Annotated in this window: 18 protein-coding genes and 1 other RNA gene; 15 read left to right on the top strand and 4 right to left on the bottom strand. The window is 51.6% G+C overall.

Annotated elements, in window-relative coordinates; genetic code table 11:
* The first annotated feature begins 93 nt into the window (after positions 1-93).
* The 4 genes from H7F31_RS23220 (at position 94) to rnpB (ending at position 3,328) form a co-directional block, all read left to right on the top strand.
* Positions 94-948 carry a hypothetical protein gene (locus H7F31_RS23220; RefSeq protein ID WP_087567135.1) on the top strand — a complete coding sequence of 285 codons (855 nt, stop codon included), beginning with the start codon at positions 94-96 and terminating at the stop codon, positions 946-948.
* Positions 948-1,736 carry a tRNA (adenine(22)-N(1))-methyltransferase gene (locus H7F31_RS23215; RefSeq protein ID WP_187100718.1) on the top strand — a complete coding sequence of 263 codons (789 nt, stop codon included), beginning with the start codon at positions 948-950 and terminating at the stop codon, positions 1,734-1,736. The genes H7F31_RS23220 and H7F31_RS23215 overlap by 1 nt, the downstream gene beginning before the upstream one ends.
* Positions 1,703-2,824: a Nif3-like dinuclear metal center hexameric protein gene (locus H7F31_RS23210; RefSeq protein WP_187100717.1), complete on the top strand. Its 1,122-nt coding sequence runs from the start codon at positions 1,703-1,705 to the stop codon at positions 2,822-2,824. The genes H7F31_RS23215 and H7F31_RS23210 overlap by 34 nt, the downstream gene beginning before the upstream one ends.
* Before the next feature lie 99 nt (positions 2,825-2,923).
* Positions 2,924-3,328: RNase P RNA component class A (gene rnpB / locus H7F31_RS23205), an RNA gene on the top strand.
* A gap of 124 nt (positions 3,329-3,452) precedes the next feature.
* Here the strand turns inward: rnpB and H7F31_RS23200 are convergent.
* On the bottom strand, positions 3,453-5,297 hold the full coding sequence (locus tag H7F31_RS23200; protein ID WP_187100716.1) for a S8 family peptidase: 1,845 nt from the start codon (positions 5,295-5,297) through the stop codon (positions 3,453-3,455).
* A 171-nt stretch (positions 5,298-5,468) separates the two neighbouring features.
* On the opposite strand from H7F31_RS23200, the gene H7F31_RS23195 reads away from it, so the two are divergent.
* The 11 genes from H7F31_RS23195 (at position 5,469) to H7F31_RS23145 (ending at position 20,994) form a co-directional block, all read left to right on the top strand.
* Positions 5,469-5,969 carry a YpuI family protein gene (locus tag H7F31_RS23195; RefSeq protein WP_187100715.1) on the top strand — a complete coding sequence of 167 codons (501 nt, stop codon included), beginning with the start codon at positions 5,469-5,471 and terminating at the stop codon, positions 5,967-5,969.
* 55 nt (positions 5,970-6,024) lie between these two features.
* Positions 6,025-6,237, top strand: a complete 213-nt coding sequence (locus H7F31_RS23190) for a DUF1540 domain-containing protein (protein ID WP_087567130.1) — start codon at positions 6,025-6,027, stop codon at positions 6,235-6,237.
* Between the two features lie 7 nt (positions 6,238-6,244).
* On the top strand, positions 6,245-6,688 hold the full coding sequence (locus H7F31_RS23185; protein WP_187100714.1) for a hypothetical protein: 444 nt from the start codon (positions 6,245-6,247) through the stop codon (positions 6,686-6,688).
* A 181-nt stretch (positions 6,689-6,869) separates the two neighbouring features.
* Positions 6,870-7,649: an ABC transporter ATP-binding protein gene (locus tag H7F31_RS23180; protein ID WP_187100713.1), complete on the top strand. Its 780-nt coding sequence runs from the start codon at positions 6,870-6,872 to the stop codon at positions 7,647-7,649.
* A 70-nt stretch (positions 7,650-7,719) separates the two neighbouring features.
* The gene (locus tag H7F31_RS23175) at positions 7,720-9,999 is read left to right on the top strand and encodes an alpha/beta hydrolase family protein (RefSeq protein ID WP_222622719.1); all 2,280 of its coding nucleotides are present in this window, start codon (positions 7,720-7,722) and stop codon (positions 9,997-9,999) included.
* The gene (gene helD / locus H7F31_RS23170) at positions 9,974-12,340 is read left to right on the top strand and encodes an RNA polymerase recycling motor HelD (RefSeq protein WP_187100711.1); all 2,367 of its coding nucleotides are present in this window, start codon (positions 9,974-9,976) and stop codon (positions 12,338-12,340) included. Before H7F31_RS23175 ends, helD begins: the two co-directional genes overlap by 26 nt.
* Before the next feature lie 441 nt (positions 12,341-12,781).
* Positions 12,782-14,689 (top strand): 1,4-alpha-glucan branching protein GlgB, encoded by a 1,908-nt coding sequence (gene glgB, locus H7F31_RS23165; RefSeq protein WP_261800107.1) that lies wholly within the window; start codon positions 12,782-12,784, stop codon positions 14,687-14,689.
* Positions 14,690-14,705: 16 nt separating this feature from the next.
* Positions 14,706-15,872: a glucose-1-phosphate adenylyltransferase gene (locus tag H7F31_RS23160; protein WP_187100710.1), complete on the top strand. Its 1,167-nt coding sequence runs from the start codon at positions 14,706-14,708 to the stop codon at positions 15,870-15,872.
* Positions 15,869-16,981, top strand: coding sequence for a glucose-1-phosphate adenylyltransferase subunit GlgD (glgD, locus tag H7F31_RS23155; RefSeq protein ID WP_187100709.1), 1,113 nt, complete (start codon positions 15,869-15,871; stop codon positions 16,979-16,981). Before H7F31_RS23160 ends, glgD begins: the two co-directional genes overlap by 4 nt.
* A gap of 600 nt (positions 16,982-17,581) precedes the next feature.
* Positions 17,582-19,042 (top strand): glycogen synthase GlgA, encoded by a 1,461-nt coding sequence (glgA, locus tag H7F31_RS23150; RefSeq protein ID WP_187100708.1) that lies wholly within the window; start codon positions 17,582-17,584, stop codon positions 19,040-19,042.
* Positions 19,027-20,994, top strand: coding sequence for a glycoside hydrolase family 15 protein (locus tag H7F31_RS23145; protein WP_187100707.1), 1,968 nt, complete (start codon positions 19,027-19,029; stop codon positions 20,992-20,994). The genes glgA and H7F31_RS23145 overlap by 16 nt, the downstream gene beginning before the upstream one ends.
* A 51-nt stretch (positions 20,995-21,045) precedes the next feature.
* Here H7F31_RS23145 and H7F31_RS23140 read toward each other — a convergent pair whose 3' ends face one another.
* The 3 genes from H7F31_RS23140 to gerPC are packed head-to-tail and all read right to left on the bottom strand — an operon-like array spanning position 21,046 to position 22,373.
* Positions 21,046-21,471 (bottom strand): spore germination protein GerPE, encoded by a 426-nt coding sequence (locus H7F31_RS23140; RefSeq protein WP_187100706.1) that lies wholly within the window; start codon positions 21,469-21,471, stop codon positions 21,046-21,048.
* Positions 21,468-21,695, bottom strand: coding sequence for a hypothetical protein (locus H7F31_RS23135; protein ID WP_187100705.1), 228 nt, complete (start codon positions 21,693-21,695; stop codon positions 21,468-21,470). The genes H7F31_RS23140 and H7F31_RS23135 overlap by 4 nt, the downstream gene beginning before the upstream one ends.
* Before the next feature lie 6 nt (positions 21,696-21,701).
* Positions 21,702-22,373, bottom strand: coding sequence for a spore germination protein GerPC (gene gerPC / locus H7F31_RS23130; protein WP_187100704.1), 672 nt, complete (start codon positions 22,371-22,373; stop codon positions 21,702-21,704).
* Positions 22,374-22,382 lie beyond the last annotated feature (9 nt).

Raw genomic sequence — 22,382 nt, 5'->3', positions numbered from 1 at the left:
TCCTCAGTTTCTACCTTCTTTCAATCTTCTCGGTGCTGAAAACCGGACTTTTTGAACACGCACTTATATTCGCCGAGAGGACGAGCCGATGTTATGAATGATGAACGCAAAGTAACGATCGTAAGAGAAATCGAACATTGGAGAAGGAGCAAGCTGCTGCCTGATCAATATTGCGACTTCCTGCTGAATTTGTACGCGGATCCCGATGATGATGGCAAAAGCTCACGGTCTGGCAGTTCTGCTTCTGCAGCCCCCGTTATTGGCAAAGCAATCGCGGCTGTTCAGAATGCAACAGGTAAACAATGGCTCCTTACTTTTGGGACTTTTACCTTAATTTCGTTTGTTGTGCTTTATTTTAGCCGTTTTCATCCTGCATTGCAAATCGCGGTGGTCCTCATCGGTTTAGCCGCTTTTCTTAGAAGCGGATACAGACTTCGCAGCCGCAACGAAGCTGCCGCGCTGACCTTCACGAGCATTGGCATGCTTATCTTGCTCGGCGGGGGATTGTACATACTTGAGCTTCACGGCATCGCGGACTGGACCAATCGCGTCTTGATCGTGACCGGTTGTGCGTTGTTCTGGATCGTCTATGGCATAAAGGCCAAAATTCATTCCTTGCATTTAAGCGGCTGGCTTGTCATGCTCATGTTGTACGGATGGGTTCTGTCGCGTTACACATCAACGACGTTATGGTTCGAGATTCAGCTCTTCTGGCTGCCGCTGTCTATTTTGTTCGGTTGGAGCAGCTGGTTCTTTCACCGCTGGACGAAGCCGGTGTCCGCCGTATTATTCGTGACCTGCGCGCTGGCCTGGTTCATGCCGGAATTGTATACGGCTGTCATTTTGGAATACACCGTATGGCTGCAATTGCAGCTGTTGATCAAAATCGCGGTAGGCGGGGGATTGCTCTTTGCCTTGCGCAAGCAATGGATGGTGTGGGTAGCATAATGATTAAATTATCGAAACGTCTGCAGACAATTGCAGATTATGTAAAACGCGGCGCACGCGTAGCCGACATTGGATCCGATCATGCGTTGCTGCCGACTTATCTCGTGCAGAGCGGCGTTTGTCCGTCGGCAATCGCAGGCGAATTAAATTCGGGGCCGTTCCGTGCGGCGAAAAAACAAGTTGCCGACGCGGGATTGCAAGCCCGTATTACGGTTAGACAAGGGAACGGACTCGCTGTAGTCATGCCTGGGGAGACGGATACTGTCACGATTGCAGGCATGGGCGGCAGTCTCATGAGCACGATTCTGGAAGAAGGATACGCGGCGGGCAAGCTCGATGGGGTAACGGAGCTTGTGCTTCAGCCCAATGTGGGAGAAGACGATGTTCGTGTCTGGCTTCTGGAGAAGGGCTGGTATTTAAGCCACGAATCCATCCTGGAGGAAGACGGCAAAATATATGAGGTGCTGCATGCAGTGTCTCGCGATGCGCAGCCTTCCGCCTCCAGCAACGAAACTTTGTATGAAGGGTCTTTCTTGAAGCTTCCTTATGACAAAGAAGTGCTGCATCGCGTATTGCTGCGAATGGGGCCTCACTTGCTTCGTCAGGGAAGTCCGGTATTAACGGCCAAGTGGAGATCGGAGATCGGCAAGCTGGAGCGGATTATCGCGCAAATGTCAGCCTCCGAAGGAACGGAATCGACGCTAAAAGCGGAGCAATTCCGCAAAGAAATCAGTATCATCGAGGAGGTGCTTCAATGTTTGCGAACGGAAATACCGTCGTCCAATTAATGGAGAGGCTCGCTCCCAAATACTATGCGGTAGAGAATGATAAAATTGGTCTTCAATTAGGTATGTTGAACAAGCCGATCAGCACAATCATAGTTGCACTGGACGTGACTGAACAGGTGGTCGACGAAGCTATTAGAGCAGAAGCGGATCTGATCATCGCACATCATGCCATTATTTACAGACCCCTTGCGAAACTGGATACGTCAACGCCTGCCGGCAAGCTGTACGAGAAACTCATCAAACACGATATTGCCGTCTACATTTCTCACACCAACCTGGATGTCGCGGACGGAGGCATTAACGATTGGCTGGCCGATCAAGCGGGAATATTGGCGGAAGGACGTCAAAGTCTGGATGAGGTGCACACGGACCAACTGTATAAACTGGCCGTCTATGTGCCAGAGACTCATCACGAGACCGTATTAAACGCCATTTTGCACGCAGGAGCGGGTCATATCGGCGATTACAGCCACTGCAGCTTCAATACGAAGGGCGTTGGCACGTTTATGCCTGGAGAGGGCACATCTCCCCATATAGGCGCTCAAGGCAAGCTGGAACGCGTGGACGAAGTGCGGATCGAAACAATCGTGCCGCAGACCATCCAGCGCAAAGTAGTCGCCGCCATGCTCAAAGCGCATCCGTACGAAGAAGTAGCGTATGATCTGTATCGCATCGAACTAAAGGGCCGTTCTTTCGGCCTGGGTCGTGCGGGCAAGCTGGCGCAGCCCGCGACGCTTGGCGAGCTTGCGGCCAAACTTAAACAGGCGTTTGATGTTCCCATGCTTAGAGTCGTGGGAGATCTCGATACGCCGATTCGCAAAGCTGCGGTTCTGGGAGGCTCCGGCGGTCGTTACGTGCGTCATGCAAAGTTTGCCGGCGCCGAAGTGCTCATTACCGGCGATATCGATTACCATACGGCCCATGACGCGGTTGCAGACGGAATGACGATCATCGACGCCGGCCATAACATCGAGAAAGTGATGAAAACAAAGCTGGCGGAATGGTTATCCAGAGAGCTTGCGGAAGCAAAATACGCTACGAAGGTCATCCCTTCGGTTATTCATACGGAACCCTTTACTTTCATTTGAGAGGGACAATTTGCTTGAAGTGGCAGGAAAGACTGGTTAAGGCAGCAAATCGAGGGTTGAGCTTTCGGGAGAAACCTTGTATACTAAGTTCTGCGTCGGAAAGTTTGACAGACAATCGCTGGCGGCCTTGTTGCCGCGAGAGGAAAGTCCGGGCTCCACAGGGCAGGATGCTGGATAACGTCCAGTCAGCGCGAGCTGAAGGATAGTGCCACAGAAATGGACCGCCGATGGCCGGCTTTGGCCGGATCAGGCAAGGATGGAACCGTGGTGTAAGAGACCACGAGGAGCGCAGGTGACTGCGTTCCTGGTAAACCCCATCTGGAGCAAGACCGAGAGGACGCGGCAGCTTTGCGCTGCAGCCTTAGCCCGAGGCGCGTCCGGGTTGGTTGCTGGAGCCGTGCAGCAATGTACGGCCTAGATAGATGATTGTCGCTTCATAGTGGGAGGGTCGTTCCCGTTTGCACCACCAGAAGTACAGAACCCGGCTTACGGCAAACTTTCCGCAACGAATAACGAATGATGCCAGTCATTATTTTTAAGAAAGCACAGCAATAGCGCAAGTCTCGAGGTTCGACCGAACCAAGCGACTTGCGCTTTTTGGTTTGCGTTTTATATTTGATAATCGATGTTAAGAGCCGATTTGCTCGAGACGGCGTTTGACCTTTTGCGGGAAGGTCTGCAGCGCACCGCCATAGCTCGTAGCCGCATGCAGCGCCTTGTCGAGATCAATCTCTCCATAGCCAAAATAATTATCCTTGCCTTCCGTGCCTAGATCCCTTGCCGACACCCGCATAATTTCCATAACCTCCTCATTGCTAAGGTCCGGGTTTACGGAGCGGATGAGCCCGGCTAGGGCAGCCACATGCGGGCTAGCCATGGAAGTTCCGGACAATGCGGCGTATTGGCTGCCGGGATAGGTGCTGGCGATGCTGTCTCCCGGCGCCGCGACGTCGATATAATCCCCATAGTTGGAGAATGAAGCTTTTCCCTTATTATTATCGGTTGCCGCAACCGCGAAAACTTCCGGATAGGCGGCCGGATAGCCGGGACGTTCCGTGTTGTCGTTGCCGCTGGCTGCGATTAAAACGACATCGCGTTCGTACGCGTATTTGATGGCGTCGTGGAGGAAATCGGCCTGCGCGTAATTGCCCAGACTCATATTGATGACTTTGGCGCCATTGTCGACCGCCCAAATAATTCCTTGCGCAACCGAATAGGTAGAACCTGCGCCACTGCTGTCCAACACTTTGACAGGCATGATCTTGTTGTACCAGGATACGCCCGCCACGCCTTCGCCGTTATTGACGGAAGCGCCGATAATGCCGGCTACATGCGTGCCATGACCTACATCATCGTCCGGATCCGAGCCGGTGTTAACGATGTTGGTTCCCTTGATCAGCTTGTCCTTCAGATCGGGATGATTGCTTTGAACGCCTGTATCCAATACGGCAATGATGACCCCTTCGTCGCCCTTGGATACGGTCCAGCCATGTTCCGCTTGAATAGAAGGGAGATTCCACTGGTATTGCGAATACAGCGTGTCGTTCGGCACAATGGTTGCCTCTGTCGTTTCGTTCGTCAGGTACAGGTAATGGGGTTCCGTATACTCCGGTTTCCAGTTGGCTTTAAAATATTGCATAAGCCCTTCGGTTTCCAGCGTTTTGGATCGGAACACATACGTATCGCCGATCTGCTGGATGGATTCCGCATTTACATCCCGCTTGATCTTTTCCATATCGGCTTCACCCGGCCTGCTGGCGAAATGAACGACAACATCACGAACGTGATAGTGACTGGCGTTGCCATTATCCTCGCCATTTCTGACAGTAATGTCCCTGGTGGAATTAGGCGCCACAGATTCAATCCGATAGTTGCCTTCGGCCGGATAAGGGATAAGCCGCAAATTCCGTTTCTGATGCTGCTCGACCTGCTTCACAATATCGTGTTTAATAACGCCGAGCATGCCGGCGCCTTGATGGTTGGCGTCCGGTACGCCGATGACGACATAGCGGCTGCCGCTAGCAGCGGTAAAAGGCTTGGATTCATAACCTGCGCCTTTGCGCAGCTTATCTTCCGCTTCCTTCAAATAAGCTTTGGCAGTGCCGTTCTTGTCGGATGGAATAGATCCGCGGTGTATGGTCTTTCCTGTTGTCCGCCAGTTCACGTAGCTGAAATGCGAGTGCTCCTTCATTAAGGATTGAATGCGATCGGAAGCGGATTTGGCGGATTGACCGCTGGCCATAAGAACTTGTCTGAAGTCCTTGGCGGATTCCGACGTCATAAGTAACGCAGTACCATCCATGTCATGCTGTAATTCGGCAAGCTTAAGCTTGTGTTCCTTCGTCGCGGAGAACGGAATCGACTTTGGCGTATCGCGGGTCGTTCCGTTGCGGGGAGAGAAGAACGGCGTTGCAGGTATGAGCAGTGCGGCTACAGCAAGAATGGTGAAAGCGGCGATCCAAGATTTTCGCATGAAAGTGCCTCCGTGTCATTAGGATAATCCATATAGGGTCATCTTAGCTTTGACCGACGTGGGGAAAATATGCGGACAAAAGCAATCGCCAGTACCGTTTCCATGGAATTTGTGGTACGATGTTGATGTTTATAGTTTTTTTGTTGGGAAGAGGAAAGGGGAACTACCACCATGCCATCAACGAATGTTAAAGGATTAACTGAAACGACACGCGAGAAGCTTAAGGATGCAGTAGCTCAATTGGAGCCATTCCTCAACAATCATGTTTTGTCGGGACTGATCGGTGAAGACGGCGGAGAGGGAGCCGAACTGTTCTACAGAGGATTGCTGTCCGATCTGCGTCATCTATTGGTTTATTCTGAAGTCGCGGTCGAGAAGACGGGCGTACTGCTGAGAAGACCAAATTTCGATACCGAGCAAGGTGATCGTGTATTGTACGAGGTGTATCATCATTGCGTGAACGCGTTCTTCTACCCTAAGAACGAATGTTATTCCGAAGACGGCCGTTATGCCTATACCGGACAGGACGCCATCCGTTTCCGGTACAAGCCCGTACGTACGGCTCGCGATATCGTGCTGAGCGTTTCCAAAATTTACGAGGAACTGCGCGATGACTTGTCGTATTACGAAAGCGACTATATGACCCAGCGCCGCATGCAAGGGCAAAAATAAGGCAAGAATGAATCACTTCCGCTTGAGGGACAATGATAGCGGAGGTGATTTTTTTATGCCTAAAGGCGTAAGTTGCAGCGTAGCGAATTGCAGTTTCTGGGAAGAAGGCAACAATTGCGGTGCAAAGGAAATCATGATCGACATCGACCAACATGGCAGAACCTCGTTCAACGAAGAATTCGCGGGCGATGAGCTTGGATTGTATCATCAAGACCAAGCCGAACAGTCCGCGGCCACATGCTGTCACACTTTCAAGCCAAAGGAGTGAGTCTTGGATGGATGATCAAGTGAAACAGGATGACGATGTATACAACAATCATCGATTGAAGACCAATGACGGCACGGACGGCTTCGAACCGACAAATATGGGGACGCCGACCAACCTTCCTGACGCCGGCGCGTTCAAAGAAGAGATGGGCGCGGATTTCGCATATGGCATGCCGCTTACATCCGCTTCCGATAACGGACAGAACAGAGGCGCTGCCGAGCTGGATTCGGTGTCCGAGAGCACCGGAACGGCTGTCGGATGGGTTGCGCTGGTATTCGCGATTGCTTCCTGGTTCATCTGGCCCGTATTAATTGGCGCTACGGCGACGGTGATGGGATTTATTGCGTATCGCCAAGGCGCAAAAGGACTCGGAGCTTGGGCGATAGGGATTGGTTTGACGGCGCTCGCGCTTAATTTAATTATTGTTCCCTTTTATTACGCGCTAACTTAATATTTGACGGTCGAGGCTGCCCTATAGGGCAGCCTCGATTATTTTGAAAGATTTAACTGATGAGCGCCGATTGAGGTTTAAAAGTATGAACAATTCCAATTGACAGCAAATCCAGCTATGATAGAATAGAGAACCGATTCGTTATGAAAACGAAAAACGAAGGATATGGGGAGGCAACTTTGTGGTTATCGACATCAAGGATATTTCGTGGGAACGCGGCGACGATAGCATCTTGCAAGATTTAAGCTGGCAAGTTAAACGCGGCGAGCATTGGTGCCTGCTGGGACTTAACGGCTCTGGCAAAACGACGCTGCTTAATATGATCAATGGATACATATGGCCAACATCCGGACGTGTCAGCGTGCTCGGCCACGCTTTCGGCGAATATGATTTGCGGGAACTTCGCAAACGAATTGGATGGGTAAGCACTTCGCTTCAGCAGAAGCTGTACGGCAGCGACGAAGCGCTGCAAATCGTGCTTAGCGGCAAACATGCCACGATCGGCGTCTACGATGAAGTGAAGAATGACGATCTCGATCGTGCCAAGACGCTTATGCAAACGCTAGGATGCGAAAAACTGATAAGTCGCACTTACCAGACGCTGTCGCAAGGAGAGAGGCAACGAGTCCTCATAGCCAGAGCGTTAATGAATGAGCCGGAGCTGCTCATCCTCGACGAGCCATGCACGGGACTGGATATATTCGCAAGGGAACAGCTTCTTGGCATGATCAACTCGATCGCAGCCGAAGCGGAACCGCCGACGCTGATCTACGTGACGCATCATGTAGAAGAAATATTGCCCTGCTTCCAGCATTCTTTGCTGATCAAGCGCGGGACTGTATTCGCTGCCGATCGGACGGAGAAGCTGATGACCGCGGAAGGCATGTCGCAATTTTTCGACGTCCCAATCCGCATTGAGCGGACTGACGGCCGCTACTGGCTGTCGGTCAAATCAACATGAGCTTGGAAAGCGGGAATGTAGAGGAATTATTGCTTGGTGAGCAAGACGAAAAGCAGCTGCCGGAGAGCAGGTGAAGAAAACATTGCGCTGGATGAAAAATCGTTACAAGCTGCGTCTGAGCCGGGATAATCGATTGACTTATTATGCGACAGGATCCATGGCTTTATTGGGCACGGCTGCGATGTCGCTAGCGGCAAAGGGAATGCCTACCGGCCTGGGAACATGGCTGGATCAACTCATATTTCTTACGGCTAACGGGATCGGAATGATAGCAGCCGCTATTCTGCTGCCGATCCTATTCGCTATAGCCTACATTCCGTTACCGCGCAGGTTGTTGTCCATGGTCCTTTACGTAGGCGTGGAAGTATATTGCATTCTTTACTATTCCGATCTTGAGCTAGTTCCTTCGCTCATATTTGGGAGTGCTTTTTCGTTAATGGGCGTCTTGCTTGGATTGGCGCTTGGCTGGTTAAGATTGTCCGGATTCAGGCTTTCCGGCAAACTGTTTGCCGGCATGTTTGCAGCTGCGATATTGGGATGTGTACAGCTGCTGCCCGGATTTCCTTGGCCCATCGAATTGCCGCGATTGACAACAGCCGGCGACGAGTTATCCGGCACTATAGACGGAGCAGAAAGTGTTATTCTTCCATCGTCAAAGACTACGCTTGCGAATCCCTCTTTGTCTGGAACTTATGAAGTATTGAAGTTCTCTTATGGCAGCGGGAAGGATAAGCATCGCGAAGTGTTTGGCGATAAAACGGATATTCGCTCTGAGGGCGTAGATGCTTCCAGCTACATTACAGTCTGGCCAAAGCTTAAGTCAGCTTTCTGGGGCTTTGACGAGGCGAGCTTGCCGTTGAATGGCCGGGTATGGATGCCGCAAGGAGACGGTCCGTTTCCGCTAGTATTAATGGTGCATGGCAATCATTTGATGGAATATTTTTCGGACGCCGGTTACGAGTATCTAGGCGAACTTCTGGCAAGCAGAGGGATGATCGCAGTATCCGTCGATGCGAATTTTTTTAATTTCTCCGTCTGGTCCAGTCTGCCCAATGACGATATGAAGATGCGAGCCTGGCTAATGCTTCAACATCTTTCGTATCTAAAGGATCTCGATAAACTGGAAAAGGGAATCTTCGCCGATCGTATTGATTGGAATTCCATTGCGCTCATCGGCCATTCCAGAGGCGGACAAGCGGTTGCGATGGCTGCAGATGCGAAGCGCTGGTTCGCGGAGGACGACGTACTCCAGAAGCTGGAAGATGTCAATATTAAGTCCGTCGTCGCTATAGCGCCAACAGATAAGGGGATAGATGATGAATCTGCCCACCTGACCGACGTTAATTATTTGACGATACAGGGTGCAAGAGACGGTGACGTCAATAATTTTTATGGGGATCGGCAATATAATAGAATATCCTTTTCCGACAACGAGGGGCTGTTCAAAGCCGGATTGTACTTGTCAAACGCCAATCACAGCCAATTCAATACCGATTGGGGGCGAATGGACGAGCGGCTGCCGGGCGGCTTATTCCTCAATTCAGAAGGATTAATGGCTGGAGAAGATCAGAGGCAGGTTGCCAAAGTATTTATTTCCGCCTTTCTCGAAGCGACGCTGTTTGGACGCAGCGAATACCAGGCGTTGTTCCAGGATTATCGAATAGGCCGTGATTGGCTGCCTCGTTCGACTCGCTACATGAACAGGTACGAAAGCTCCGGCACACTTATTATAGAGGACTTCGAAAGCTCCAGTTCCATTATTCGGGGGACGATGATGGAAGGATTGGAAGCCAGCGAGGAGTCTGTCAAAGACAGGGACGGAAACGGAAGGGGAACTACAGGGCTGCTTATGGAATGGTCGGAGCCAGAAGCGTCATATACGTTCGAATTCCGTCCGAATTCCGCAGCGAAGCTGCATGATTATGCAGATGGAAGCCTGATGTTCTCATTGGCGAATTCAGAATGGCAGCTTTCAAGGGACCAGAAGCTTCCCCCATTGCCAAAGCTGGAGCTGGAGGCACGGGACCGTGAAGGAACAGTATGGACGATGAGGCTGGAGGAGCTCATCCCCGTACAGCCGCCCTTCTATACATCCTTTATGGTGTTTGGCCCCATGGAAAGAACGGTTAAAGATAATAAGTACAAAGAATCCGCGGAAGCCGTATTTCAGTCCTTTATTATTCCTCTAAATCAATTTAAGGCGGAGGACGAAAGCGGGAAATTGGTATTGCCGGAGCAATTGGATTCGTTAACGTTTAAGTTATTGACAGACTCTGGAAGAATAATGATTGATGATATCGGATTAATGAAACAAGGAGGCACTTATGTCGAATACCAATCTACACCCTGATCATCAGGAAGAGCAAGCTCGCGTAAATGACATAAGCGTCATTATTGCGGACAGGATCAAAGAGCTTGAGGGCCGGACAGGCGGCGTGCGCGGCGAAATTGTTGATATTAGACGCAACTTCTGGGATGATGTGACAGTTAACTTCGAGGACTCCGCCGAGACTGCGGAGACTTACGCCAGCATGAAGCAGCAAGCAGAGCTGATGTCGGAGCGGGAGCGCAGCTTCCGCCATATGGAAGAACAGCTGGGTACGCTTAAGCGGTTAGCGAGGTCGCCATACTTCGGAAGAATCGACCTTGTGGATGACGGCGGTGTTTCTTCAAAGACTTACAGCATCTATCTCGGCATCGGCTCGCTGATGGATAAGTCGGGAGAACATTATTTGATCTACGATTGGCGGGCTCCGGTATCAAGTCTTTATTACGATTATGGTCCCGGGCCTGTACGTTATGAGACGCCAGGAGGAACAGTCGAAGGCGAAATGACGCTCAAACGGCAATTCGTCATCCGGAACGGCGTCATACGAAGCATGTTCGATACGGGCGTCACGATCGGCGACGAACTGCTGCAGGAAGTTCTTGGCGCGCAGTCAGATGCACAGATGAAGAGCATCGTAGCGACGATTCAAAGCGAACAGAACAGAATTATCCGCAACGAGAAGGCTCGCCTGCTTGTCGTGCAGGGAGCTGCCGGCAGCGGCAAAACATCGGCTGCGCTGCAGCGAGTGGCTTATCTGCTCTATCGATATCGCGGCAGCCTGAACGCGGAGCAGATCGTTTTGTTCTCGCCTAACCCTATGTTCAATAGCTATATCTCGACCGTACTCCCCGAGCTCGGCGAGCAGAATATGGCACAAACCACTTATCAACAATATTTAGAGCATAGAATTGGCCGGGATTTCGAGCTCGAGGATCCTTTTACGGGCATGGAAAGGTTGTTGTCCCAACAGGACGAAGAAGGCAATCGAATTCGCATGGCGAACATAAGCTTCAAGTCGGGCACGTCTTTCATGGGCCTTATAGACAACTACGCAGATTCCCTTGGCAGCTCGGGTATTGTCTTCTCCCCGATCATGTTTAGAGGGCGCGCTCTGATCTCCAAGGAAGAGATGGAACGCCGCTTTTATGAGCTCGACCCTTCCGTGTCGATACCGAATCGTATTCGAAACCTCGCAGGCTGGCTGCTGAAGGAGCTGACTGCACGGGGGAAAAAGGAGCGCAAAAAACGTTGGGTACTGGATGCGATTGAGCTCCTTGACTCGGATGCCTACTTGGAGGCCTATCAAGAGCTGAAGCGCAAAAATAAATATACCGATCAATCGTTTTCGGATTTCGATTCGGAGAAGGAATATTTGGCCGGCATGGTCGTTCAAGAGAAATTCAAGAAGCTGCGGCGCAGGACGAAGGCTCTCAAATTTCTTGATATTCCGGCTATGTACCGGACTTTGTTCCAACAGGAGAGTCCTAAAGAGGTGTCGGCGGATTGGGAGGACATTTGCCGGCAAACATTGGAGCAATTGGACAATGGGGTCATGTCTTACGAAGATGCCACGCCATATCTCTACTTGAAGGAAAAGCTGGAGGGGTTCCATACGAATACGACCGTCAAACATGTGTTCGTGGACGAAGCACAGGATTATTCCGCCTTCCAGTACGCATATCTGAAGCGAATATTTCCCAATAGCCGCTTCACCGTATTAGGCGACTTCAATCAGGCGATCTTCGCGTATTCGGGCAAAGGTGTCGTATTCCAGGGGCTAGAATCGTTGTTCGGTCCCGAAGAGACAGAGCGGATTGAACTGCATCGCAGTTATCGTTCCACTCGCCAAATCGTGGAGTTTACTAGCTATATTATTGGCGAGGAGCATGATATCGTGCCGTTCAACCGGGATGGCGAATTGCCAAGCTTGTCTATTGTACCGGATGAAGGAGAACGCCTTGCAGCCATACGGGAGAAGCTGGAGGAGTGGAAGAAGCGCGGTCTGGCATCCTGCGCGGTGATCTGCAAGACGGCAGCCGAGAGCAAGTCGGTATTCGAAGCGCTGAAGCCATTGATTCCCGAGCTTCTATTAGTCGGCAAAAATACGGCTACCTTCGAGAAGGGGCTGCTTGTCATACCTTCTTATCTGGCCAAAGGGGTGGAGTTCGATGCGGTAGTGATCAGCGATGCTTCCGATGCGGCATACAGCAAGGAATCCGAGCGCAAGCTGTTTTATACAGCCTGCACGCGGGCTATGCATGCGCTCCATCTGATCAGCGCCGGCAAGCTGTCTCCGTTTCTGTCTACTTCCGCGTCAAAGTCTACATATCGTGTACTTCAAAACCCGGCTCGGAAGCAATAGTTCGGACGTGCCCCAAATGTTGCTTGCCAGGAAAAATCTGGCATGATGTGGAACAGGAGGAACAATAATGGAAAACTGCAGCATAGAAAACTGTTTAAAACCACTCAAAGCAAAAGGATTATGCTCCATGCATCACCAACGGCTGCTTCGTCATGGCGATCCTTATATGGTCAGACCTCGTCGTGTCAGGAAAGTGACGATATGCAACTGGGTTAATTGCACCAACCCCGCAATTACGAAAGGACTATGTCCCAAACATTACTACATTTATCGAGTGAGGCAAACCTCGCATATGTAGTTTTCGTAAACATTACGTCGAATGGTGAGGTTTTTTGACGCACACTTCCTTTTCGAAGTAATGTTATATGAAAATCTACTATTTCTTTTCCAATTAACGATGTATAATAAACGTATATTTCTTCCTAGGGGGTGATGCTGCACATGGTGGCAACGATGCGCTTGGGCTTGTCCGAGGAAGACATATACCTGTTTAATCAGGGGACAGCCTACCATAGCTATCGGTTTATGGGAGCCCATCCGATGACGGTGAGCGGCAAACAAGGCGTTCGCTTTGCGGTTTGGGCGCCGAACGCAACCGAAGTACGCATCATCGGAGAGTTCAACGAATGGAATGGGAAGTCACACCGGATGAAGAAACACGGCACGACGGGCATACATGTGTTGTTCGTTCCGGAATTGCGGCCTGGCGAGCTCTACAAGTATGAGTTGGTCACGCCGAATGGCGAAGTGGCGCGCAAATCAGACCCTTATGCATTTTACTCCGAGCGCAGACCAGGCACGGCTTCGATCGTGGTCGATAACGACGGTTATACGTGGGATGATGCTGCCTGGATGGAGCAAAAGAAAACGAAGTCGCCGTACGATCGCCCATTGTTAATTTACGAAGCCCACGCTGGGTCATGGAAGATCAAAGGAAAAGAATATTATTACACTTACGAAGAGCTTGCGGAGGATCTTGTGCCCTATGTAGCCGGACTCGGTTATACGCACATTGAACTGATGCCGCTCGCGGAGCACCCGCTCGACCAGTCTTGGGGGTATCAGGTGACCGGCTTCTATAGTCCTACCAGCCGTTACGGTACCCCTCTGCAGCTCAAGAAGCTAGTAGACGCTTGTCATAGAAACGGAATAGGAGTCATCCTGGACTGGGTGCCCGGACACTTTTGCAAGGATGATCACGGTCTTCGTCTCTTCGACGGCACGCCGCTCTATGAAGGCGCCGACAGCAACCGTGCCGAGCTCCCGCTCTGGGGTACGCTTGCATTCGATTATTCCAGGCACGAGGTATGGAGCTTTCTGATTTCGAACGCGATCTACTGGATGGACGTGTTTCACATCGACGGACTGCGCGTCGACGCAGTCGCGAATATGATTAATCTGCATATGGACAAACCGGCTCATATGCGTACTTACAATGCCCATGGCGGCAGAGACAATCTGGATGCTCTGAGGTTCCTCAAACGATTGAATGAAACGGTGTTTCATTATTACCCCGATACATTAATGCTCGCGGAGGATTCTTCCGCATGGCCAGCCGTTACATCGCCGACCTACCTGGGAGGCCTTGGCTTTAATTTCAAATGGAATATGGGCTGGATGAACGACAGTCTTCGCTACATGTCCTTACATCCGTCGGAACGCCCACATCATCATCATTTAATAACTTTCTCCATCTGGTACGCCTTCTCTGAAAACTATGTGTTGCCGTTGTCTCACGACGAGGTCGTGCACGGCAAACATTCCTTGCTTGACAAAATGCCTGGCACTTATGAGGAAAAATTCGCTCAACTGCGTCTGTTCTACGGTTATTGGATGACCCACCCCGGCAAAAAACTTTTGTTCATGGGGGGCGAATGGGGGCAATTCGATGAGTGGAAAGACCAGGACATGCTCGACTGGATGGTGCTGGAATACGATTCGCATCGCAGCATGCTGGAATACGTCAAGACGCTTAACCATACTTACCGCAAGCTGCCATCCCTCTGGGAACGCGATAGAGATCCCGAATGTTTTGGCTGGATCGACGTCAATAACGCCGCTCAGTCTGTTATAACTTATATCCGATATGGGTATGAGACTTGTAGTGTGATCGTGATCAACTTCTCGAATCAGAATTATCCGAATTATCGAATAGGCATGCCGGAGCCGGGGCGGTACGCAGTCGTCATGAACAGCAGCGCATGGTTTTTCGGCGGTAACGGCGGTTCTGAAGAAGTTTGCTGCATCACGGAAGACGTCGCTTGGCATGGCCGCGACCAAAGCATCTCGATTCAACTCCCCCCACTTACATTCCTATTGCTTACTCCATTGCCGGGGGACACACTTTGACAAGGAGCTGGTGTCCATGGTCCGTAAAGAAATGATTGCAATGCTGCTTGCTGGAGGCGAGGGAAAACGATTAGGCGTGTTGACCAAGGATTTGGCAAAACCCGCCGTCTACTTTGGAGGAAAATACCGGATCATCGATTTTACCTTAAGCAATTGCGCTCATTCCGGCATCGATACGGTAGGGGTGCTGACGCAGTATCAGCCGCTGGAGCTGAATCGTTATCTTGGCATCGGCAGTCCCTGGGGACTTGATCGCCGCGACGGAGGAATGACCATTTTGCCGCCGTATGTGAAGCAAAAGGGCGGAGTCTGGTACAAAGGCACGGCCAACGCCATCTATCAGAACATGGCATTTATAGAACGTTATAATCCCGAATACGTGTTGGTCATATCCGGCGATCACATCTACAAGATGGATTACGATCACATGCTGCAGCATCACAAGCGCAGCGGCGCGGATATCACGATTGCCGGACTTCAGGTCGACTGGAAGGAAGCAAGCCGTTTCGGCGTCATGCATGTCGACGACGAGGACCGCATTACCGCTTTCGAGGAGAAGCCAAAAAATCCGACCAGCAATATCGCCTCGATGGGCGTTTATATTTTCACCTGGAAGACGCTGCAAAAACATCTGATCTACGATGAAGCGAACCGGAATTCCAGCCACGACTTCGGCAAGGACATTATTCCTGCGATGATGCGCGAAGGGCGCAAACTGCATGCTTTTCCGTTTAAGGGATATTGGAAGGATGTCGGCACAATCGAGAGTCTATGGGAGGCCAATATGGATCTTCTTGCCGAGGAGCCGCCTCTGGATCTTTACGATTCTGACTGGCGTATTTATTCGGTTAATCCCAATCGTCCCGCCCAGTTTACATCCGCGGATGCAGTCGTCACCTCGTCCGTCGTTTCCGAAGGCTGCGTTATTGAAGGAGAAGTAGATCGTTCCGTGCTTTTCTACGGAGTGCAGGCGGAGGTCGGGTCGATCATAAGCGAATCCGTGATCATGCCCAATGTCCGAATAGGCAAGGGGGCGCGGATCTATCGCTCTATTATCGGCGAAGGAGCCGTCATACAAGCCGGCGCGGTTATAGGAACTCCGGAAGACGATGCCATAACGGTTGTAGCGGTAGAACAATATGTGACGAACGATCATATGGTGCTGGAGGTGGAGCCTACATGAAACATCGCATCCTTGGCGTTATCAACCTGATTCACGAAAATGACGAGTTGGGGCCGCTTACGCAGGGCAGATGTCTCGCAACCGTACCGTTCGGCGCCAAATATCGTCTAATCGATTTCGCATTGTCCAGCATGGTCAATTCCGGCATCAGCAAGGTGGCCGTCTTCGCCCATACGAAATACCGGTCCCTTATGGATCATCTCGGCTCCGGCAAGCATTGGGACTTGCAGCATCGCCAGAGCGGACTGTTCATCTTGCCGCCGCTGACGGACGATCTGCTTGAGGTTAGCCGAGGGGACTTATACCATTTCTATCAACAACGCGATTATTTCAATCGTTCTTCGCTAGATTATATCGTCATCGCGCGCAGCCATATGGTATGCAACATCGACTTCGAGAGGGTGCTGGCTTACCATCAGGAGCAGGAGGCCGATATTACGGTTGTTTGCAAGGAGCATGATGGCCCCGCGCTGGGCAAATCGCGCAAGGTGAAGCTGGATGCCGATGGGCGCGTAACGGAAATTCAGGAGCACTTCGGGCGATTGGAGAGCAATATCAGCTCCATGGAGATGTATATTATGCGCAAGGATCTGCTGATGGATCTGGTAGAGACGTCCCTGGCTCAAGGCCAGGATCATCTTGTACGCCATGCTATCTTTTCCAGGCTTGGTCAACTGCGTGTATTCGGCTACCGTCATGAAGGTTATCTTGGCGTTGTCAATACGCTGGCGAGCTATTATCAACACAGCATGAACCTGCTGGACCAGAATGTATGGAAGGAATTGTTCTTTATGCCCGGACCTGTCTATACGAAGGTCAAAGACGAGCCGCCTACACGTTATTCGGCAGGCTCCAGGGTGACGGGCTCGCTGATCGCAAACGGCTGCCGGATCGAAGGCACGGTGGAGAACAGCGTTATTTTCCGAGGCGTTCATGTTGAGAAGGGCGCTGTCGTAAAGGACAGCATCATTATGCAGAACGGGTATGTAGGCCAAGGAAGCTTTGTTCAGTACAGCATCATGGACAAGGACGTGCGAGTCGAGGCAGGCCGCGATATCCGCGGCGCAGGCGCATCGCCTTTTATGGCGGCCAAACGCAAAATCATTTAAGGTTTGTCTCTCGTAACTTTCAATAAGGTTTGGCTCGAAACTTTAAATAAAGGTTCAAAAATTCGCTTTTCAGTACCGAGAAGATTGGACGAAGCTAGAAACTGAGTATCGGAGCGTAGCAGAGCTACGTGAGAAACGGAAGATTCGGCTGAGTTCAATATTCGACGACGTTTAGGCTCCCTGAGATCCTTCGTAATGAGAAGCGGATTTTTGGACTACATCTAAATAGAAGTTTAAAAGTTTGGTTATCAGTACCGAGAAGATTGGACGAAGCTAGAAACCGAGTATCGGAGCGTAGCAGAGCTACGTGAGAAACGGAGGGTTCGGCTGAGTTCAATATTCGACGTCGAGTAGGCATCCTGAGATACTTCGTAATGGTAAGCGGACTTTTAAACCACATCTAAATAGAAGTTTAAAAGTTTGGTTATCAGTACCGAGAAAATTGGACGAAGCTAGAAACCGAGTATCGGAGCGTAGCAGAGCTACGTGAGAAACGGAGGGTTCGGCTGAGTTCAATATTCGACGTCGAGTAGGCATCCTGAGATACTTCGTAATGGTAAGCGGACTTTTAAACCACCATATAGTGGAGGTTGGGGAGAGATGAACATTCTGTTTGCAACTTCGGAGGCTGTACCGCTGGCGAAGACCGGCGGCTTGGCCGATGTCGCGGGAGCTCTGCCCAAGGCATTGGCCAGGTACGGTGCCGACGCGAGGGTCATACTGCCGAAATACGAGGAAATTCCGACGCGTTATGTCGAGCAATTTCAGCTGATCGCCGAGTTTCAGGTGCCGTTCGGTTGGCGCAATCAATATTGCGGCTTGCAGAAGGCGACGATCGACGGCATCAGCTACTATTTGATTGACAACGAATTTTATTTTAGGCGCAAAGGATTATATGGTTATGGCGATGATGCGGAACGATTTGTTTTCTATTGCTTTGCCGTGATGGAATCGGCGCGGCACCTGGATTTCAAACCCGATATCGTTCATTGTCACGATTGGCAGGCGGGGCTGATTCCATTTCTGCTAAGAACCAGATACGCGTTCGATCCTTCGTGGGCTTATGTAAAGTCGGTGTTCACGATACATAACCTGATGTACCAGGGGTTGTTCGGCGCAGAGGTGCTCAAGGAGCTGACAGGTGCCGGGGAGGAGCTGTTCGGCTGGGATGGACTCGCCCACCGTGGAGGAGCCAGTTGCTTAAAAGGCGCGCTGGAGTTCGCGGACAAGCTGACGACGGTCAGCCCGTCGTATGCACACGAGATTCAGACTCCGTATTACGGCGAGCATCTGGACTCCGTGCTTCGGTACAGGCAAGAAGATCTGCGCGGCATCGTGAACGGCATCGATCTGGAACTGTTCGATCCCATGAACGACGACGCGTTGCATACGCCGTATCGCAACTCCATCGGCCGCAAGCGCAAAAACAAGATCGATCTGCAGCGCGAGCTGGGACTGCCCGAATCGGCGGATATCCCGATGATCGGGATTGTATCGCGGCTGGTGGAGCAAAAGGGCTTTGATCTCATAGCCGCAACGCTGGATGAGCTGCTGCAGGAGGAAGTCCAGCTTGTCGTGCTGGGTGCGGGAGATCGGAAATACGAGGAGCTGTTCCTGGACGCGGCACGGCGTTATCCGGAAAAGATGGCGATCTGGTTGGGTTACAGCGACCGGATGGCGCGCAGAATTTACGCCGGCTCTGACCTATTTGCAATGCCCTCGAAGTTCGAGCCATGCGGCATCAGCCAACTGCTGGCGCTTCGATATCGATCCGTACCTGTCGTGAGGGAGACGGGAGGGCTTCGGGACACGGTCCATGCCTACAACGAATATACTGGCGAAGGCAACGGTTTTACCTTTGCCAACTATAACGCCCATGACTATCTGTACACTGTGAGAAGGGCTCTTGCCTTTTACCGGGAGGAGGAGACCTGGAAGAGGATTATCGAGAACGGCGCCCGCAGCGATTATAGCTGGCATGTATCCGCGAAGGCTTACATGGACGTTTACACAGAGCTTGCCGCGCATCGAAAGGAGAACGAACCATGGCCCGTCATCTAGTAATCGGCAACGGCAAAATGCTGCTGAACCTTGATCGTAATTGTTATATTCGAGATATCTATTATCCGTATATTGGACAACTGAATCATGTCGGCGGCCATTATTGCCGCTTCGGCATATGGGTGGACGGTCAATTTTCGTGGCTGGACGATTCGGAGTGGCATATTACGCTTGACTATATACAAGAATCCCTGGTCACTAACATTACGGCGAAGAACGAACGGCTCGGAGTGGAGCTGCATATCAACGATGGCATCCACCAGCGCGAATGCATCTATATTAAACGTATTGTCGTCCGGAACAAACGTCAGGATGGACGCGAAGTGCGGTTGTTTTTCCATCAGGATCTTATGATCGAGGGCTCAGAAGTGGGCGACACGGCAGTTTATTATCCCGAGAACCACACGTTGTATCACTACAAACGCTCTAATTATTTTATGTTCAACGGTTCCTCCGACGAGGGAGGCATTATGCAGTATTCGACCGGCATCAAACGGTTCCAGTCCGCCGAGGGGACTTGGAGGGACGCGGAAGACGGCAGCCTCATGGGCAACACGATCGCTCAAGGTTCGGTCGACAGCACAATCAGCCTCCGGTCGGTGGTTGAAGGACATGGCGAGAAAACCTTCTATTATTGGATGTCGGTGGGAAAAAACCTGGAGGTAGTCAAAGAACTTAACCAGTACGTCCAGGACAATCACCCCGAGAAGCTGTTAAGCCGGATCGTCGTCTATTGGAACCATTGGCTGAGCAGGGCGGAGTCGGATCTGGGCGATCTGCCGCCTGACGTAACCAAGCTGTTTCAGCAGAGCTTGCTGCTAGTCCGCACGCAAACGGATGAGCGCGGAGCGATTTTGGCCGCCAACGATACCGACATTCTTCAGTACAACCGCGATCACTACAGCTATATGTGGCCTCGTGACGGCGCATTGATTGCCGATGCAATGTCGATGGCGGGATACCAGAGCGTTATCGCGCCATTTTTCCACTTCTGCGCAACGGCTCTGTCGCCGGAAGGGTATCTGTATCACAAATACAATCCGGACGGAACGGTCGGCTCAAGCTGGCATCCTTACATTGTGCAGGGAAGCAGGAGGCTGCCCATCCAGGAGGACGAAACGGCGCTAGTCCTGTTCGCTTTGTGGCAAGATTACAAGCGCAATGGCGTTATCGAGCTGCCACAGTCGTTATACAGCAACCTGATTCGCAAAGCAGCTGCATTTTTAAGCGATTATGTCGAGCCGACGCTCGCCTTGCCGAAGCCAAGTTATGATCTTTGGGAAGAACGATACGGCATATGGACGTATACGGCAGCCTCCGTGTACGGAGGTCTTATGGCGGCGGCTCACTTTACGGATTTATTCGGCGATTACGAGCGCAGCGACCATCTCAAGCAGCGGGCGAAGTGGATCAAAGAAGGGATGCTGGAGCATCTCTGGGATGAGGAGAGCGGGCGATTCGCGCGGGGACTCATTCAGAAAGACAATCGCTGGGTGAAGGATATGACGCTGGAGAGCAGCCTGTTCGGCGTGTTGGACTTCGGCGTTCTGCCCGTAGAAGATGAGCGTGTAATCAAGACGATGCTGGCCATCAAGGAAGGACTTAGTGTCCGGACCGACATCGGAGGGATCGCGCGGTACACCAACGACTATTATTTCCAGCAGTCCGGCGAGATCGACAAAGTACCTGGCAATCCATGGATTATCTGTACGCTGTGGGTGGCCAACTTCGAGATTGATTCGGCGAAGTCGCTGGAGGATCTGCGCGGACCAAAGGAGACGCTCCAATGGGTCGCGAATCATGCGCTGCAGAGCGGGTTGCTGCCTGAACAGCTGAATCCTTATGACGGATCGCCGCTGTCGGTCGCACCGCTTACGTGGTCGCATGCCACGGTCGTCCAGAGCGTCTGCAAATACGCGGCAAAATACAAGAAGCTGAGTCAGGGTTCATGAACAAAAGACGCTCTTTCGCACAGTCATCGCTGGCGAAAGGGCGTCTTTTGGCTACATGATCGTCATATCCTGAGGGAATTGCCTTATATGTTTAACCCGGGCTTCGCCGACAACGGAGTAGCTATTGCCGACATGAAGACTGGAGGAGGAGCTGAGCGCAATCACGCTGACGCATCCCACGGAGATACGAGGGGAGTGATTGCAACTGTTCAAGTTGTCGGGTTGACCGGATTGTAGCCAAGAGTCAGACATAATGGGCCACGGGCGCGAAAAAATATCGTAGGACTCGAAGTAAGCTTCTCCCGCTGTGGAATGATCTTCTTTGCGCTGCACGGCCAGCGCACTGAGCTTCGCGTGCGTCGAGCCGCGATCGCCTATCTGTACGATGGACGCGGACGCCAGACTGATGACATTGACGAAGGCAATCTCCGAGGTGCGGACAGGAAAACATTCCGAGCTGCGATTGGAAAACTTCATAGAAAATCTGTGACAGTCGTCTCGCCGACTGCCGCTTCGGCGCCCTCGGGTTCAGGCAGTGGAGCCATGGATCCGACGATAACGGATTCTGGCGGCGTATCGAACATCGAATACAACGCCATGCGGCTCGTGTCGCCTACCTGCAAGAGCGAGGAGCTGGCGATGCCGAGCACTTCGATGCGGCCTACGCACAGCTGATGGTTATGAACAGTGAAATTTACCATGTCGGATCATCCTTCCGATTGGGGGTAAGTGTCTTTCAATTGGCGCATATAAGCGCCGATCGCGGCTTCGGCATCCCGCTTCGTCCTCTCGAAGATACGTTCCGTCATGGCGCCAGGACTGCTCAGTTTCTCCTGCTCTTCTTTCGACAGCTGATTGATGTAATGTTTGATTCTGCCCGGCAGCTGCTTGCGAACATCCTCCAGCACTATACGGCGGTGATGCGGGTCAAGCTGCATGCCAAGCTCCATCTCTTGACTTAGCAGGCGGCGTTCTCCTTCGGAAGCCATGTAGCCGTCAAGACGGCCGGTCAAAGCGCGAAACGGACCTTCCGCTTGCTGGGTTGCCATAGGCTGCTGGACAGGATAATAATTCGGTTCGTCCCCAACGGTAAATTGCTCGACCTCGCCCGTTCCCGTCGGGGAGTCGGCGGCTTCGCCGCCTGGCAGCGTCATGCCGATATTAAGCGTACCTTCCAGCCGCTCTACTTTCAATTGATCGAAGCGGTACTGAATGCTCTCGACATTGTAGGAGGGCTTCGCCTCCAGCATGCTAATTTTGTTTTGAAGTTGGGAGAGCTGCGCCTCGAGCCGTTCGATCTGAAGCTGCTGCTGATGTAGTCTCCGACTGACTTCGGCCGACCAGACATGCCACGGATTCAATTCGTTCGGATCTTTCATCGCAATGAG

It is taken from the genome of Paenibacillus sp. PAMC21692 (assembly GCF_014303795.1).
GTDB classification, from domain to species: Bacteria; Bacillota; Bacilli; order Paenibacillales; family Paenibacillaceae; genus Pristimantibacillus; species Pristimantibacillus agaridevorans.
This window is presented reverse-complemented; position numbering and strand designations above follow the sequence as displayed.